This is a genomic window from Mesorhizobium sp. B2-3-4 (genome assembly GCF_006442315.1).
In the GTDB taxonomy this organism is placed as follows: Bacteria; Pseudomonadota; Alphaproteobacteria; order Rhizobiales; family Rhizobiaceae; genus Mesorhizobium.
The window spans coordinates 1-16931 of the sequence record NZ_VFVY01000014.1; the positions used below are offsets into that span (position 1 = coordinate 1).

The 16931-nt window shown below is 63.7% G+C and carries 15 protein-coding genes; 11 read left to right on the forward strand and 4 right to left on the reverse strand.

What is annotated here, in order from left to right; translation table 11 throughout:
* The 7 genes from FJ967_RS33995 to FJ967_RS20230 all read left to right on the forward strand — a co-directional run.
* The coding region (locus FJ967_RS33995; protein ID WP_140733591.1) for an Ig-like domain-containing protein at window positions 1-2694 on the forward strand (2694 nt) is incomplete at its 5' end.
* Between the two features lie 76 nt (window positions 2695-2770).
* The gene (locus FJ967_RS20205) at window positions 2771-3142 is read left to right on the forward strand and encodes a hypothetical protein (RefSeq protein WP_140733592.1); all 372 of its coding nucleotides are present in this window, start codon (window positions 2771-2773) and stop codon (window positions 3140-3142) included.
* Window positions 3143-3172: 30 nt separating this feature from the next.
* Window positions 3173-3922 carry a transglycosylase SLT domain-containing protein gene (locus FJ967_RS20210; protein WP_140733593.1) on the forward strand — a complete coding sequence of 250 codons (750 nt, stop codon included), beginning with the start codon at window positions 3173-3175 and terminating at the stop codon, window positions 3920-3922.
* A 105-nt stretch (window positions 3923-4027) separates the two neighbouring features.
* The gene (locus FJ967_RS20215) at window positions 4028-5230 is read left to right on the forward strand and encodes an ABC transporter substrate-binding protein (protein ID WP_140733594.1); all 1203 of its coding nucleotides are present in this window, start codon (window positions 4028-4030) and stop codon (window positions 5228-5230) included.
* Window positions 5190-5948, forward strand: a complete 759-nt coding sequence (locus tag FJ967_RS20220) for a thermonuclease family protein (protein WP_246675329.1) — start codon at window positions 5190-5192, stop codon at window positions 5946-5948. Before FJ967_RS20215 ends, FJ967_RS20220 begins: the two co-directional genes overlap by 41 nt.
* 98 nt (window positions 5949-6046) lie before the next feature.
* Entirely contained in the window at window positions 6047-6802 is a 756-nt protein-coding gene (locus tag FJ967_RS20225; protein ID WP_140733595.1) for a GGDEF domain-containing protein, read from the forward strand.
* A gap of 144 nt (window positions 6803-6946) precedes the next feature.
* On the forward strand, window positions 6947-7819 hold the full coding sequence (locus FJ967_RS20230; RefSeq protein WP_181176027.1) for a phytanoyl-CoA dioxygenase family protein: 873 nt from the start codon (window positions 6947-6949) through the stop codon (window positions 7817-7819).
* 89 nt (window positions 7820-7908) lie between these two features.
* On the opposite strand, the gene FJ967_RS20235 is transcribed toward FJ967_RS20230, so the two are convergent.
* On the reverse strand, window positions 7909-8808 hold the full coding sequence (locus FJ967_RS20235; protein ID WP_140733596.1) for a LysR family transcriptional regulator: 900 nt from the start codon (window positions 8806-8808) through the stop codon (window positions 7909-7911).
* 125 nt (window positions 8809-8933) lie between these two features.
* Between FJ967_RS20235 and FJ967_RS20240 the strand changes: the two genes are divergently transcribed.
* The 4 genes from FJ967_RS20240 (at window position 8934) to FJ967_RS33450 (ending at window position 11943) form a co-directional block, all read left to right on the forward strand.
* Entirely contained in the window at window positions 8934-10571 is a 1638-nt protein-coding gene (locus FJ967_RS20240; protein ID WP_140733597.1) for an ABC transporter substrate-binding protein, read from the forward strand.
* Between the two features lie 567 nt (window positions 10572-11138).
* Window positions 11139-11507, forward strand: coding sequence for a VanZ family protein (locus tag FJ967_RS20245; protein WP_140733598.1), 369 nt, complete (start codon window positions 11139-11141; stop codon window positions 11505-11507).
* Between the two features lie 38 nt (window positions 11508-11545).
* Entirely contained in the window at window positions 11546-11734 is a 189-nt protein-coding gene (locus FJ967_RS20250; RefSeq protein ID WP_140733599.1) for a hypothetical protein, read from the forward strand.
* Window positions 11735-11775: 41 nt separating this feature from the next.
* On the forward strand, window positions 11776-11943 hold the full coding sequence (locus FJ967_RS33450) for a hypothetical protein (protein ID WP_181176029.1): 168 nt from the start codon (window positions 11776-11778) through the stop codon (window positions 11941-11943).
* Between the two features lie 22 nt (window positions 11944-11965).
* Here FJ967_RS33450 and smc read toward each other — a convergent pair whose 3' ends face one another.
* The 3 genes from smc to FJ967_RS20265 form a co-directional block, all read right to left on the reverse strand.
* Window positions 11966-15424 (reverse strand): chromosome segregation protein SMC, encoded by a 3459-nt coding sequence (gene smc / locus FJ967_RS20255; RefSeq protein ID WP_140733600.1) that lies wholly within the window; start codon window positions 15422-15424, stop codon window positions 11966-11968.
* A gap of 57 nt (window positions 15425-15481) precedes the next feature.
* The gene (locus FJ967_RS20260) at window positions 15482-16225 is read right to left on the reverse strand and encodes a DsbA family protein (protein WP_140733601.1); all 744 of its coding nucleotides are present in this window, start codon (window positions 16223-16225) and stop codon (window positions 15482-15484) included.
* Between the two features lie 164 nt (window positions 16226-16389).
* Window positions 16390-16890 carry a DUF721 domain-containing protein gene (locus FJ967_RS20265; RefSeq protein WP_140733602.1) on the reverse strand — a complete coding sequence of 167 codons (501 nt, stop codon included), beginning with the start codon at window positions 16888-16890 and terminating at the stop codon, window positions 16390-16392.
* Window positions 16891-16931 lie beyond the last annotated feature (41 nt).

The following is a 16931-nucleotide window of genomic DNA, read 5'->3' on the forward strand; positions in this document are numbered from 1 at the left end:
TGGATCGGCAGCCAGCTGATCGGCTACGTCCATGGCACCGATCCAAACCTTGCCGCCAACCAGGTGTTCACCATCGCCGTCAGCAATGTCGGCAACACCGGCGCCGACTACACAATGACCCTGCTGCAGCCGGTCCAGCACACCGTCAGCGGCACCGAGGACAACACCGCCCCGTTCACCGTCACCGCAACCGTCACCGACGCCGACGGCTCGACCGCGACAACCGCCTTCACCGTCGTCATCGACGACGATGTCCCGGTGGCCGTCAATGACACCTGGGTCCCGACCATCACCGGCCCGACCGTCCTCACCGGACTGCTCGCCAACGACAAGTTCGGTGCCGACGGCGTCGATACGGACAATGCTCCAACGCCAGGCCAGGTGACCGCAACGAACGGCGCCCATGGCACGGTTACCTACAACAACAATGGAACGTTCACCTACACGCCGACGGGCGTCTATGTCGGCACCGACTCCTTCACCTACACGATCAAGGACGGCGATGGCGACACGTCGACCGCGACGGTAACGCTCAACGTGCAGACCAACACCGTGCCGTCGGGCGGCGGAACAGTGGCGCTGACCTTGAACGAGGCCGCGCTCGACACCACACTCGACGCCACGGCGCCCGCCGATCTCCACGCCGGCGTCGTGACCGGCACCAACCCTGGCAGTCGCGGCGAAACGACCCAGGCAAACACCGGCATCACCTTCACCTCCACCGGCGAAGCCATCACCGTTGCGTTCGCCAACCCGACCGGCGGGGATCCGAGCTGGACCGCGCCGGTGGTCAATGGTCTGGCCGCCGGCTACACGATCAGCTGGGCGAAGGTCGGTGGCGAGCTTGTCGGCACGTTGATGCAAGGTGTCACCAACCTCGGCCCGGCAATCTACCTGTCGCTGTCGAACACCAGCGCCGGCGCCAACAGCTCACTGACGCCGGTGGTGACCGCGACGCTGACCGATCAGCTCCAGCATGCCGCAGGCTCCGGCAACATCACCATCAACGGCCTCCAGGTGGTGGCGACGGACACCAGCGGCGATCATGTTTCCGGCGCGGTCAACCTGACCGTGCTGGACGACGCTCCGCTGCCGTTCAGGCCCGACGGCATCTTCGTGGAGAACACCACGCATACCGCGCTGACGGAAAACCTCAACTTCGCCGCCAGCGCCGGCGCCGACGGCGTCGGCAATGTCGTGTTCAACGTGACCGAGGGTGCAGCCGTCACATCAGGCACTACAAACATATTCCTGAATGGCGAGCAGGTGTTCTTCCATATCGTCGACACGCACACGGTGGAGGGGCGGACCTCGGCCGCCAACGGCAGCGACCTCGCTTTCACGGCGACCCTGAACCCGGCGACGGACAGCTGGACCTTCACCGAGGCAGCGACGATGTTTGCCGGCAACCAGTTCAACACGGCGAATTTCTCGCCCAGCGGCGCCAACAGCCAGGCAATCGTCCTGGACTCCATCGGCTCGACAAGTGACCTGCTGGCAACCGCCAACAGCCCCAATTCCGTGAATACGAGCACGGGTAGTTGGGGTGTCGATGGCGGCAACAGCATCGCTCCCGGCGAAAAGATCCGTTTTGATTTCGTCAGCAATGCAACGACCGACGGCACCATCGCGGGAACGCCCGGCGGTACCGGAGCCGGAACCCACTATACGGATCACTATGAGGTGGCCAGCTATACCCAGGCGATCGGCAATGTCTCGGGGCCAGGACTGGTTTCGATTACGATCCGCCCGGTCAACGCCGACTATGACAACACCTACATAGGCGATGCTTCCGGCGAAAGCACGGCGCTCGGTGCCTCGGTTACGGTCGTCAACGGTTCCGGTGGCGCTGCTCCGACGGCCACGAACAATGGCGACGGGACCTGGACCATAACCGGCATGGCGCAAGGCGATACCTTTACCGTGATCGCCAATTCCGATCCGTTCAGCGCGATCGAGATTGCGGCCAATACCGGCTCCAATGACTTCAAGCTGGGACCGGTCACCTATACGACCGCCAACGCCGTCACGCCTTTCGACATCACGATCCCGGTCAATGCAACGGATGGTGACGGCGATCTGATCGCCAGCTCGGTGACGGCGCACCTGTCACCCGATGCCAGCACGTGGCAAGGAACGGCCAGCGCCGATACGCACACGACCACGCTCACGGAAATCGCGCTGTTTGGCGAAGACGGCAACGATATCTTGACCGGCCTTCCGGGACAGGCCGATCTGCTCGCCGGCGGGCGCGGAATCGACATCCTGTTTGGCGACACCGGGAACGACGCGCTTTATGGCGGCTCGGGCAACGACACGCTCAATGGCGGTGGCGGCAACGATCTGCTGGTCGGCGGGTCGGGGCAGGATACACTCACCGGCGGCACTGGAGCCGACACGTTCAAGCTCGAGCATCTCGATATCAAGGATCTGATCAGCGACTATAGTGGCGTCGGCGGTGACGGCGACGTGATCGACCTGACGTCGCTGTTCAAGACCGGAGCCGGCAACGTCGCCGACTTCGTGAATTACGACGCCTCGACGAAGACCTTGAGTGTGGATGCCGACGGAACGGCCAACGGTGCCGCTTTCGTGGATGTGGCGACGTTCCAGAACAACCCGGTGACCAATACGATCACCCTGCTCTACGACGATGGAACGACGACCCATACGACGACGGCAAATCTGGTCTAGGAGCATGGTGCGCCACCGGGATCATCATGATATATATTAGTCGAAGGTTTATTAGAGATACCGAGGGGAGTTCAGTATGAAGACTGTTGCAAAACTGCTGGTTTCGGCAACGGCTCTGTTGTTGACAGCCGGCTCCGCCGGCTATGCCGCCGACATCATAGGCGGTTCGACGGCAGACTATTGCCGCACCGTTGGGACATCCAACCTCGTGCTGACCGAAAACACGGTCGACCTCACGAAGCAGGTCGTAAAGCTGATGGATGAGTCCAGCGCCGTCGCCAGTAGCCCGGAATGGATCAACTCGTCCCGGCCGGTCTTCGTCTGGGCTTCTGAAGCCAAGGTCGCTTGCGGCAAGGCCTATGGCTATCTCAAGACCAACTATCGCGACGAGGACTATCTCAACAAGTGCGAGTGTTTTCACGACCGCATGGTCGAGTACATGAACTGACCGCGGAGCGAGCGCGCGCCGGCAGGTCCGATGATATGCGATCGCGCACCGCTCGCCGTGCTCGCTGGCGCGATTGCGCTGACAGGTTGGCTGATGCCGGCAGGTCTGGCCAGGGAATTCGACCAGCCTGCCGTCGAACAGGCACCTTCAGCTATCGCGGCGCCGCCAACACGCTGCAGCGCCGCATCCGCGTGGTCGCGCGAGACCTACAAGGCGTTCGCGACCTGTCAGGCGTCGATCTACGGCCTTGAACCGACGCTGGCGCATGCCGTGATCGAGATTGAAAGCGGCTTCGATCCCGATGCACGCGGAGGCGACGGAGAGGTCGGATTGATGCAGGTCATGCCGGCGACCGCCCGCATGCTCGGCTTTCGCGGTTCGCTCGAGGATCTTGGTGCGCCCGCGACCAATATCGCGCTCGGCGTCGAGTATCTGGCGCTGGCCAACAAGCTTGCCGGCGGTGACCTGTGCACGACCGTGATGAAATATCGCGCCGGGCACAGCGAGACCCGTTTCTCGGTGCTTTCCGTACGCTATTGCCAACGCGCCAGGGCCATTCTGGCAAGGGAGGGCCTGGAGGTGGCCGGGCCGTTGCCGGTGGCGACATTCGGCTATTCGGCTCTTTCGCAGGACCCGGGAGCCAGCGCGGCAGGGGCAAGGCGTGTCTGTGTGCGCAGGTTTTTCGTGCCCGGTCCGCGTTACATGAAATGCGCCGACTATCGAGAACCGGATCAGGCCAGACGGATCAGAACACTCCGGGCTCAGCTGTTTCGTGACTGAACAAGACCGCCAGATGAGACGCAGAATCGCCGCGAAGTATGTCGAGAAAGAAGCCGGGAAGGACATGTCAGCGGCGCGGGCCGCGGACAGAGGTTGGGGGCGAGGATGACATGTGACCGAAAGGTCCGCCATGGTCCGTGGACATGGGCCGCGGCCTGTGGGCTGGCCGTGGCGTTGTTCGGCTGTCAATCGGGCGGCTCGGTCTCCGATGCGCTCGACCCGGCCGCCATCGCCGCCGGCGCTCAGCAGCCCGGCGTCGCGGCCGCCGGCCCGGGCCAGGCCACGCAGACCTTCGGCACGGGCCCTGCGCGGATCGCCATGCTGCTGCCGCTGTCCGCCCCCGGATCCACAGGCGAGAACGGCAGAAAGATGCTGGATGCCGCCAAGCTTGCCATGACGGATCTGGGCAATCCGTTGCTGACGCTTACCGTAGAGGACACGAGGGGAGACGCCGCCTATTCCCAGCAACTGACGGTAAAGGCCATAACTTCAGGAGCGAAAGTGGTGATCGGTCCGACCGAACTGCCGGCGGCGCAGCACGTGGCCAGACTGTCGGGCTCGAATCGCCCTGTGGTCCTGGCCCTCGCCGACAATTTTGCCGGCGGACCGGGTGTCTATGCGGTCTGCCTTACCGAAGCCGACAGTGCGGCGGCAGGCGCCGGCGCGATCGCGGCCAAGGGCGGCAGGAAGTTCGTGCTGCTGGTGCCGGCAGGTGCCAATGCCGATGCTGTCGCAAAGCGGGTCGCCAACAGCCTCAGCATTTACGGAGCCGCCCTGGCCATCACCATACCTTACACGAGCGCCGACAGCGCGGCAAAGGCGGTGGCGGACATGGGTTCTCTGGTGGACGCTCCCGACGCCGTCATCGTCGCCAGCGGCGACGGCAATCCCTCGCCAATCCTGATCGCCCTGAAGGCAAAAGGCATTCCGGGAAAATCGACCTCCGTGGTCGGCACGAACCGCTGGCTGGAGCACCCGATCACTCCCCTTTTCGAAGGCGCCTATATCGCGACGCTCGACCAACACGAAACAGGTCCGATTTCGGATCGTTTCAAGGCAAGTTACAACCACCAGGCCGACGTCAATGTCGCTTATGCCTATGACATGGTCGCCCTGACCGCGGGGATCGCGAGCGCTGCCGGACCTACCGGCTTCAACAGGCAGGTTTTCGAGAATCCGAGCGGATTTCGCGGATCGACCGGCTTGTTCAGGTTCCGCGCGGATGGATCCAGCGAACGCTCGATGCCGTTTTACCGGGTTGAAAAAGGTGCGCTTAAACTGGTTGCCAAATCGACATCCAGCTTCTAGCCAATCGGGCGCGGGCGGCCTGATGGGACAAACGGGGCGCCTTCGCATGATGATCGCGGTGGCAGGCCTCGAGCTTCTCGTCGGCATCCTGCTGCTGGCCAAGGCAGCGGCCCTGTTCCCCGTCGAGCGGGCCGTCACCGACCCCACGCCTGATGTCAGCGATGACGTCGCGCAACATCCGGTTCGATCGATCGTCAATTCAGCCCGCAAGATCGCCGAGGATCTCATCGCGCCGCCGCAGATCGACGGGACCGAGATGGAGCGGGTGGAACCTCGTTTACCCCTCGGCGACCTCGGCCTGGCGTCTCGCCCCAAGTCGGCGATGCCCAAGGATTGGCGCGAAACGCTGCTCTACCGCCCTGTGGCAACCTCGTCGGCTGGTTTCGAAGCGATGGGGCGAAAACTGTTCATCAGCGGCACCCAAAGCGTCGAGACGGACAGGATCTGCAGGTTTCACGACATTGCCTGGCCTTGCGGACAGCGGGCGCGCGCGGCTTTCAACAACTGGATGCGCGGGCGGGCGCTGAACTGTTTCGTGCCTCCGGCGGTCGACCGCTTCCCGGTCGCGGCGACGTGCAGGCTGGGCAAGCAGGATGTCGGCGCCTGGCTCGTATCGAATGGTTGGGCGCTGGCCTTGCCGGGCGGCATCTATGGCAAGGCAGAAGCTACGGCCAGGACGGCGGAAATGGGAATCTTCGGTCCGTCTTTCCTGCAATGAGCCGGGCGATCTATTCCGACGCCTCAAATTGTATTGTTCTTCGAAACCTAAATCCTAATTTGCCGGTCTTATGCTTGGCGATCGAACGGAGATCGACCATGAGCAATACAGCAGTTGATGTCCCGGCCCGTCACGAATGGAAAGCGATAGCCTGGCTGGCCTTCCTTGGAACCGTCGTCAGCCTGGCCATGTCCCTGGCCGTGAATTATCTGCTTCTGTTCAGCGAGACGCTGACACCTTTCGGGCGCGGGGTGATCACCGCAACGCTTTTGCCGGTGGTGATCTGCCTGCCGCTTTTTGTGTTCATAGGCCTGAAACTGGCCGAGGTCAGTCGTTACAGGCGCGAACTCAACAGGGCCGCCACCTTCGATACGCTGACCGGTTGCCTGAACGGCAAGGTTTTCACGTCGCTGATCGAGCGGCGCGCGATCGAGGGTTCCCCTGCGGGCAGGCGATCCGGCGCCTTCCTGGTCATTCATCCGCAACATCTGAACGCCATCAACTTGCGCTTCGGCCTGAGTTGGGGCGACGAGGCCTTGCGCCTCATAGCCTCAAGCATACGGTCTTGCGTGCGCTCGCAAGACGTCATCGGCCGCATAGGCGCATCCATGTTCGGTGTCTTCCTTCCCGGAACGAGCGAGGCCGAGGCCAGAACGGTTGGCGAGCGTATCCGTGCGGGTGTGTCGCAGGTCTATTTTGCCCCTCAGGGCGCCGAGGAGATTCTGGCGGTGACCGTCGGGGGCGTGGTTTTCGAGCAGGAACTGGACTTCGAGGACATGTTCCGGCCGGCGGAAGAGAGCTTGTCTGGCGAAGGCGGCTTTGAACTGTCGCGTATCCAACGCGCCTCGAACTGACGGTCCCTGACCCCTTCCAGGACTGGTTCGGCTTGCCACGATTTTTGCGATAATCGGGAAAGTCGATGCCACAATGCGTGGCTTATCGCCCGCGATCCCTTCGCTACCATCCCTGGAGATCATCAGACAGGGATTCCCAGGGATATGCTGACGGACAAGCAGGCGCGCGAGGCGGTGGAGCAGTACCGCGAGGAAGGATATGCGGTCGTTCGACAATTCGTCGATGGCGACGAAATGATCCGGCTGAAGAAGGAAACCGATGCCGTCTATGCCGAAGGGCTCAAGCATCATGCCACTTTCCGGTACGGCAACCTCAACTTCCAGATCCTGCCCGAGTCGGATTTCGGCCAGCGCTATGTGCTGCAAGCCTACTGGTTCTCCTGGATCAATTCCTATTTCGAGGAATTCCGGCGCAACCCCAACTATCTGAAACTGCTCGAAGGCCTGATTGGCCGTGACATCAAGCAGATCGCCCAGCAACTGCACTGGAAGCCGCCCGGCGCCAATGTCACGGGTTACCGTTTCCATCAGGACCTGCGCTTCCGCAACCAGGCCGCCTTCGACAATGTCGCCGACGCGACGGTGACGACAGGCCTCGCGGTCGACCGGGCGACGCTCGACAATGGTTGCCTCCAGGTCGTGCCAGGCAGTCACAAACTCGGCTATCTCGGCCTGTCCGACGAGGGCAAGGGTGAACTGATGAAGGGGCTGACCGCGGAGGAGGAATTGCGCAAGGTCGGCATCGATCCGGCGACGATCGTTCCGCTGGTGCTGGAACCGGGCGACCTTGCGATGTGGGGGCTGCTTACCGTGCACGGCTCCTCGCCCAACCTGTCGCAGCACGACCGCGCCTTTGCCCTCTCCAGCTATGTACGGGCCGATTCGACACAACGTGGCGAATGGGCGTTCAAGGATGGTGCCTCGGTACCGCTCGGCGAAACGCCGGCGCTCTGCAAATACGAGAAGCTCTTCGAGGAGCCGGGACCGACGTACGACAACACCGCATGGTGGAAATGACACCGCCGGGTTTGCCGTTGGGGGCAAAGGGGGCCTGGCGTTCGCGCCGGGCCCTCACTGGCGTCGTCAGGCTATCCGTGGCCTCCGCGTCAGGTTGTGAAATCCGCCGACAGTTCGCGGATCAGGAAATCGACGAAGGCGCGCACCTTGGCCGCGATATAGGTCCGGTGCGGATAGAGAGCATAGATCGGGCTGGAATCCGGGCGAAACTCATCGAGCTGCACCTCCAGCCGTCCATCGCCGATCGCCGCATCGACCAACAGGCTCGGCAGATTGCCGATACCGAAGCCAGCGATCGTCATCTGATAGGCGGCTTCGACGCTGTTGGTCGAGATGCGCCCGCCGATCGCCGCGTCAAAAGGCCCGTCGGGGCCCATGAAGGGCCACGTGCCGAGCCGCTTGGCGAAATTGCTCAGGACACACGAATGATTTGCGAGTTGGTCCGGATGGGTCGGCCGGCCCTTTCTGTCCCAGTAATCCGGCGTGGCGCAGACATAGTTGCGGACCTCGCCCAGGCGCCGCGCGATAAGGGCCGAATCCGCCTGGCCGCCGAAGCGGATGGCAACGTCGTAACCCTCCTCGACGATGCCGACGACATAGCGTGCCGTCAGATCGAATTCGATTGTGGTCAGCGGGTTCTCATCGAGGAACTTCGGCACGAGCTTGGTGATGCGCGTGTGGCCAAGGACATTGGAGCAGGAAACCCGGATCAGGCCGCGCGTCTCCTTGTGCAGGCCGCGCGTCGAATCCTGCAGTTCGGAAATGTCATCCAGCAGGCTGCGGGCGCGCGGAGCATAGTCGCGTCCCGCTTCGGTGAGGCTGAGGCGCCGGGTCGTGCGGTTGATGAGGCGCACGCCGAGATCCTCTTCCAGCTCCTTGATCGTTCGGCTGACCGCCGTCGTCGACATGTTGAGATCGCGCGCCGCCGCCGAGAGGCTGCCCAGCAGGCAAACCCGATCGAACACCCGCATGGCGGTCAGAAGATTCATCCTGGTTCCCCCTCGCCGCATCGGCTTGACCACTCGCGGCTGCCAACAAAAGACCGTGCCCAGCGCATTCGCGGCAAGGGCATTGCACCGAATTTGGACGTAAAATCAACAATGGGAGACATGATATGACATCCAGGCCTCTTCATCCCGCGATCGACGCCCTTGCGCGGGGAGCCAGAAGCGGCGCGCTCAGCCGCCGCGAATTCCTGGCGCTCGCCAGTGCCTTCGGCGCCAGCACGGCGGTCGCCTACGGGCTGATCGGCCAGCCGGTTCCCGCGCTGGCCGATGAAGCGACCCAGCCCAGGAAAGGCGGCATCGTGCGCGTCGCCATGCAAGTGATGGAGCTGGAGGATCCACGCAGCTTCAAGGTCTCCCAGATGGGCAACATCGCCATGCAGTTTCTCGAACCGCTGGTGCGCTGGAAGCCCGATTTCACCTTCGCGCCGGTGCTTTTGCAAAGCTGGGAAATCAATGCGGATGCCACCGAATATGTGCTCAAGGTGCGCCCAGGCGTGAAATGGTCGAACGGCGACGATTTCACCGCCGCCGACGTCGCCTTCAACATCACGCGCTGGTGCGAGAAGGACGCCGCCGGCAATTCGATGGCCGGGCGCATGGGCGCGCTGATCGATCCCGAAACCAAGGCCGCCCGCGCCGGCGCCATCACGGTTCGCGACGACCACACCGTGGTGCTGACACTGGCGCAGCCCGACATCACCATCATTCCGGCGATGACCGACTATCCGGCGCTGATCGTGCATCGCAGCTTCAATCCGAAAGAAGCGGCCCTGTCCGCCAAGCCGATTTCGACCGGTCCCTTCCAACTTGAGAAGCTCGACGTCGGTGTCGCCGCTTCCGTGCGCAGGCGGCCGGACGGGTCCTGGTGGGGCGGCGAGGTGTTCCTGGACGGTATCGACTGGATCGACTACGGCACCGATTCCGCCGCCACCGTCTCGGCGTTCGAATCCGGCGAGATCGACCTCAATGGCCAGACGCAATCCTATGACGTCGCCATGCTCGATGGGTTGGGCCTGAAGAAGAGCGAGATCGTCACCGCCGCCACCATCGTCTCGCGCTGCAACGTCAACGCCAAGCCTTATGACGACAAGCGCGTGCGCAATGCCATCCAGCTTGCCGTCGACAACGAGGCGGTGCTGCAACTGGGCGCCAACGGCATGGGCATCGTGGCGCAGAACGATCACGTCGGCCCGATGCATCCAGAACATGCCGACCTGCCGCCGATCAAGCGCGATCCGGCCCGGGCCAAGGCATTGCTGGAGGAAGCCGGCCAGCTCGATTTCGAGTTCGACCTGATCTCGGTCGAGGCCGACTACCGGAAGGAAAGCTCCGACGTCGTCGCCCAGCAGATGCGTGACGCCGGCTTCAAGGTAAAGCGTACCGTCATCCCGGAATCGGCGTTCTGGAACGACTGGACGAAGTATCCCTTCGCCACGACCAACTGGAATGCCCGCCCGCTCGGCATCCAGACCTATGCCCTTGCCTATCAGAGCGGCTCGGCCTGGAACGAAACCGGCTTTGCGGATGCAGAGTTCGATGCCAAGGTTCACAAGGCCAATGCCATCGCCGATCCCGATCAGCGGCGCGCCGTGATGAGGGAGTTGCAGGTGATGCTGCAGGAGTCCGGCATCATCGTCCAGCCCTATTGGCGCAAGCTGTTCTGCCATATGAAACCCGCCTTGATGGGCTATCGCATGCACCAGGCCTATGAACAGGATTTCACCAGGGCCTGGCTCGCGGCCTGATACCCGATCTGGCGGGGCGGCGCATTTTTGTGGCGCCGCCCTTGCCGCATCTCTTCACTTGATCGCGCGCTCCGCCGCGGCAGGGTCGAGGCCGGTCGAGGGGCAGCCAGCGCCGCGCATCGGGCACGATGCGCAGATACGTCCGCACGCGCCCTGCCCCGATGGACTGGCGTGAAGTCTTGGCTGCGGTACCATGCCGGCCCGTACCTCTGACGGGCCAGAAATCCCGGTATCTACGTCTGTCATGGTCAGGCTCCCTTCCATGACCGGAGCTTAGCCTTGCGCGGAAGAAGCAGAACCCGCTTTGCGGGACAACGACCTTCCCAGAATCCGGGAAAATCCGGGCGCTCAATCGGCAATGGCTGACAGATGTGTCCTGCGCAGGCAAAATGAGCGGCGTCTTTGTATCTTCAGATGGCGACGAGGTGGCTCGTTGCATTTCAGACACGGCTGATGCAATCGTGGTTGCACGACGCCAGTCTGTCCCGGACTTTGGATATTGCCACCCCACCAATATCCCCGAGCCGGCTTCAAAGACTGGCGCACCGACGCGGACCGTGGAGCAGAATGAAGTTTTTCTCAGCCGCCGAGCGGATTGCTTTTGTCGCCACGCTGCTTGCCGTGCTGGTGCTGGCGCTGCTGCCGATATCCCGGCTGCAGGAATTCGGCATCGATATCGGCTTCCACTACGACAAGGCCAACCACGCCAGCGCCTTCGCCGTCCTGGCGTTTCTGGGATATCTGGGCTGGCCCGGTCGCAGGGCAAGGCTGATCGTCTTCCTCGCCCTGGTCGGTGCCGCGATCGAAATCCTCCAGGGCACGTCGCTGATCGACCGCGATCTCGACGTGTTCGACTGGATCGCCGATTGCATCGGCATGGCTTTCGGCCTGCTGGCGGCAGCGTGCGCGAGCTGGGTCTGGCGGCGCAGGAATTGAGATAACCAAATCGACGAATTGACGGCACAAGAAACACGATGACCCTGAAAATCAGGCTTCCAGGCGGCACGTTGAAATTGAAGCAACACCATGAATTGCGCCGCCGCGAGCAGAAGCGCGAGGTTCCGGTCTGGCAGGTCGGCAAGTATTTTATCATCTGGTGGCCGGCCACGATTTCCGACCGGCCATCCAAACACCCGGACGTGGAGCAGAACGACTTTCACTGACACTTTGTGAGATCGGCAAATCTGCGTATACTGACGCCGTCATGGCACTGCGAATCAGATTGCCCCGCGGCACGCTGAAGCTGAAGTCCTACCGCGAACTGCGAGATCGCGAGCGGGATCGCAGGGTGCCCGTGCTGAAACTGGGCTGGATCTATTTCGTCTGGGCCTCCGCCAAGCAGCATTCTCACAGACACGACCAAGCCGGCTGAAGACTTCCGGGTCCGAATGCCCTCAGCTTGCCTCGCGCATGGCCTCGGCAGCCTGCAGGTCGACCGAAACGAGTTGGCTGACACCCTGCTCGGCCATGGTCACGCCGAACAGTCGGTCCATGCGCGCCATGGTGATCGGATTGTGCGTGATGATGACAAAGCGCGTCTCGGTGGTCTTCGACATTTCGTCCATCAGATTGCAGAAGCGCTCGACATTGTGGTCGTCGAGCGGCGCATCGACTTCGTCAAGCACGCAGATCGGCGCCGGGTTGGTCAGGAACACGGCAAAGATCAGCGACATCGCGGTCAGCGCCTGCTCGCCGCCGGAGAGCAGCGTCATGGTCTGAGGCTTCTTGCCGGGCGGACGGGCAAGAATTTCAAGCCCGGCTTCGAGCGGATCCTCGGATTCGATAAGCTGCAATTCGGCCGTGCCGCCACCGAACAGATGCGAGAACAGCCGCTGGAAATGGCTGTTGACCACGTCGAAGGCGGCCAGCAGCCGCTCGCGGCCTTCACGGTTGAGGCTCTGGATCGCCTGCCTGAGCTTGCGGATCGCTTCGATGATGTCCTCGCGCTCCGACACGATCGTCTCGAGGCGCTCCGAAAGCTCCCTCTGCTCTTCCTCGGCGCGCAAATTGACGGCGCCGAGCCGCTCACGTTCGATCTTCAAGCGGTCGAGCTGGCGCTCGATCTCTGCCATTTCGGGCATCGGATCGTCGGCTTCAAGGCCGGTGTGGCGGATGACCAGGTGCGGCGGCGTGTTCAGCGTTTCCTGAATACGCGCCTCGACCTCCAGCCGGCGCTCGTCCGCTGCTGTCAGCCGCTCCTCGGCGCGAGCGCGGGTCTCGCGCGCTTCGGCCAGAGACTGGATGGCCGATGTGGCCGCCTTGTCCAGCTCTGCCTGCCTGTTCTCCGCTTCCTGCAGACGGTCGGCGGCCGCCCTGCGCAAGGTTTCGGCTTCAGTGAGCTGCGACAGCAGCGCACGGCGCTTGGCGTCGATCTCGTCGGGCGCATCGGCCAGCCGTTCGCGCTCGGCCTCGGCCTCGGCCTTGCGTTCGCCGAGCGATGCGATCTGTGTCGAGGCGTTCTCGGCACGCACCAGCCAGTTGCTGCGCTCGGCGCCGATGGCGTCCAGCCGGCGCGTTCTCGCATCGGCCTCGCGCCGCAGCCCTTCATGTACGGCGCGCGCATCGGCCAAGGCGGCTCGATCCCGGGCTACATTGGCCGAGGACTGCTCGAGCTGCAATTGCAGGTCGCCGAGATCGGGAGCGTCCTGCAGCAACATCTCGGCCTCGACGAAAGCCGCCGAAGTCTCCTCATGGCTGTCGACGATGCGGGCGCGCGCCTCGTCCAGCGCGGCACGCCGGCTGGACAATTCGCCGCCAGCCTTCTCTGCCTCCGCCAGTGCATTGCGGGCCGCGTCCAGCCTATGCTGGGCGTCGCGTCCGGCCTGGCGTGTGCTGCGTTCAGCCTCGCTCGCCAGACGGAGCGCCTGCTCGGCCTCAGCCAGCGCTTCCTCGGCCCGGCGCAGGACGAGCGTCGCCTGCACCGCCTCGGCATCGAGTTCGGCAAGCCGGTTCTTCTGGGCCAGCCGCTGCGCGGCGGCGGTCGGCGCATCGGCGCTGGCAGTCAGGCCGTCCCACCGCCACAGCGCGCCCTCGCGGCTGACCAGGCGCTGGCCGGGAGCCAGAGACCCCTGCAACCGGCGGCCGTCAGCGGCTTCGACAATGCCGATCTGCGCCAGACGGCGGGCAAGCTGCGCCGGCGCGCGAACCACGCTGGCGAGGCTTTTGATACCTTCCGGGAGCGCGGCGTCGCCTGGCTGGATACCGCTCTCGCCCCAATGGACGGGCGCGCTGCGGTCGAGCGGCACGTCGAGATCTTCGCCCAGGGCGGCACCCAGAGCCGTCTCGAAGCCGCGCTCGACGCTGATCTGTTCCAGCACGGAAGGAAAGAGGTCGCCGCTGGCCGCGTTCAGGATCTTCGCAAGGGTCCGGGCTTCGGTCTCGATCCGCGCCAGTTCCGCCCTGGCATCCTGAAGCGGCGGGCGGGCGGCACTTTCGGCGCCACGGGCGTCGATGACCGACTGCTCGGCCTGCGCCACGGCGGCCTCGGACTCTTCCAGCAGTGCCAGCGCCTGTTCGACCAGGACCCGTTTCTCCGCCGGATCGGGCAGGCCGGCGATCTTGGCAAGGATGTCGGACAATTCCCGATCGACATCGGCAAGCTGGCGGGCGAAGCGGTCGCGCCGCTCGGCGGTTTCGCGCAAAGTCCGTTCGATCTGATGGCGCGAGGCGGCGGCCTCGGCCCGCTCCGCGGTCAGCGCGGCAAGCCTGGCTTCGCTCTGCCCAAGCGTCGAGGCGGCTTGTTCGAATGCGGCGCGGGTGGTGGCCTCGCGCTCGGCGGCGCCGGCGTTTTCGGAGTTCAGCGCGGCCTCTTCCGCGCGCAGGCGCTCGAGAACGTCGGCATTGTCGCGCACCATCCGCTCTTCGCGAGCGATGTCGCCGTCGAGCTGCTGCAACCGGCGCTCGAGTTCGGCCTGGCGGGTCCGGATGCGGCCGGCCTCTTCCTCGATCTGGGACCTGGCGATCGACAGCCGCTGGAAGGCCGCGGCGGCCGCGGCCTCCGCGTCGCGCAGGTCGGGCAGGCGATGGGCGGAGATGGCCTGCTCCTTGGCCGCGTTCATCTGCGTGGCGGCGCGGTCACCGACGAGCGCCGTGGCGCCAGCCAGCGCCGAGCGCGCCTCACCTTCCTGCGTCTTGGCCAGCGTCCAGCGCAGATGGAGCAACGTTGCTTCGGCCTTGCGGATGTCGGCCGAGAGGTTCTTGAAGCGGGAAGCCTGGCGCGCCTGGCGCTTCAGGCTTTCGATCTGGCTTTCCAGTTCACCGACGACATCGTCGAGCCGTTCGAGGTTCTGCTCGGCCGCCTTCAGCCGCAGTTCCGCCTCGTGGCGTCGGGTATGCAGGCCGGAAATACCGGCCGCCTCTTCGAGCAGGGCTCGGCGCGCCTGGGGCTTGGCCTGGATCAGTTCGCCAATGCGGCCCTGCCCGACCATCGACGGCGAGCGCGCGCCGGTCGACTGGTCGGCGAACAGAAGCTGCACGTCCTTGGCGCGCGCTTCCTTGCCGTTGATGCGGTAGAGCGAGCCCGCTTCGCGCTCGATGCGGCGCGACACCTGCAATTCGTCGGCATCGTTGAAGGCCGATGGAGCCGAGCGGTCGCTGTTGTCGAGGAACAGCGTGACCTCGGCGGTGTTACGGGCAGGGCGCGTGCCCGAGCCGGAAAAGATCACGTCGTCCATGCCGGACGCACGCATGTTCTTGTAGGAGCTTTCGCCCATCACCCAGCGCAGCGCCTCGACAAGGTTCGACTTGCCGCAGCCATTAGGCCCGACAATACCCGTCAGCCCGCGTTCGATGACGAACTCGCCGGGCTCGACGAAGGACTTGAAACCGAGGAGGCGGAGGCGCGAAAACTTCATTCACGCGCCCCGTAAAGGCGAGCGCCGAAACGCTGCCGCTTCAGCGCTGACCTGATGTCAGAGCAGCGGGTCGATGATGGCCGACATTTCCTCAATCGACATCGCCCCTTTGTAGGTCTTACCGTTGATGAAGAAGGTCGGTGTCGAGTCGACCTTGAATTCATCGGCGCCGCGCTTCTGAACCGATCTCACATCGTCCAGAAGTTTCTGGTCCGTCAAGCAGGCCTCGAACGACTCCTGTGTAAAACCGGCAAGCTTCGAGATTTGCAGCAGGGCATCCTTGGTGTTGGACACGCCGACCCAGTTCGCCTGCTGCCGGAACAGCACGTCGACCATGGGGAAATAGTTGTCCTTGGCGCAACGCGCCAGCATGAAGCCGGCTTCGGCGCTTGGGTCGAACGGGAATTCGCGCAGGATGTAACGGGCCTTGCCCGTATCGATGTACTTGGTCTTCAAATCCGGGAAGGTGGTCTCGGCAAAATGCGCGCAATGCGGGCAGGTCATCGAGGCGTATTCGACGATGGTGACCTTGGCGTCATCCTTGCCGAGCTGCTTGTCGGGCAGCGCGCCCGGCTTCAGCAGTTCGGCCATGTCCACCGTGCCCTGCGCTTCCGGCACCTGGACCGCGGCAGGCGTGGCCGGCTTTGGGGGCGTTGCCGGATTCGCGGGCTTGACGTCCGCCGCCTTGGCCTCTTCGCCGGAATCGCTGCAAGCGGCGAGCAGGGCCACCGCCGGGATGGCGGCCAGCGAAGTCAGGACGTTTCTGCGAGAGAAGCTTTGGCCAAACGGAGGACGGCTCATACGAATCACCTGATAAGGGTTGGATTTTGCAATGCAAAGGCACGAAAAAGCGAGAGTTGGCGCGAATTAAGGCATCCCTGTCCCCAATCCAATCGCGAAACCTGACAAGGGTGATCACGAATGCGCGAGATTAACGACAATCCTGTGACTCTTTCCAGTGAGAACTAAGCTTTCCTCCCGCCCAGAATTGTCGCACCCAGCCTTTCCAGCGAGGCGCGCAGCCCGTCATCCTCGATCAGCCCGACAGTATTGGACAATTTCGCTTTTTCGGCCTCGCTCAGTGCCCTGAGGACAGGCTTGGGCCGGGCTTTACCTGAAGTAACAGGCTTCTGTACGATCCTGATGCGGCCTATCGCGGTGAAGCCCAGGAAAGCGTTCACCCGGTTGATGATCTCGCCGGTCTCGTGCTGCAGGTGCAGCGCGGCCATGCCCTCGCAGGCGATCACCAGCACGGCCGGTTCGAACGGATCGTCCTCGTGGAGACGGCGCGGCCATTGGATTTTCTCCGGCCGCGAGTGGTTGGCGAGGCGTGGCCCGGCGATCTCCTCCCAGGACTGGACGAGGCCAATCGAGATGCCCGCCCGCTTGCGCAGCACCGGATCGAGGATCTCGGTGGCGAGATCGCTCACCGGAACGGGATTGCCGAAGGGCCTTTTCCCTGCCATGTGCGTTCTCCAGCCACGACCCAGCAGATACCGGCCAGGCC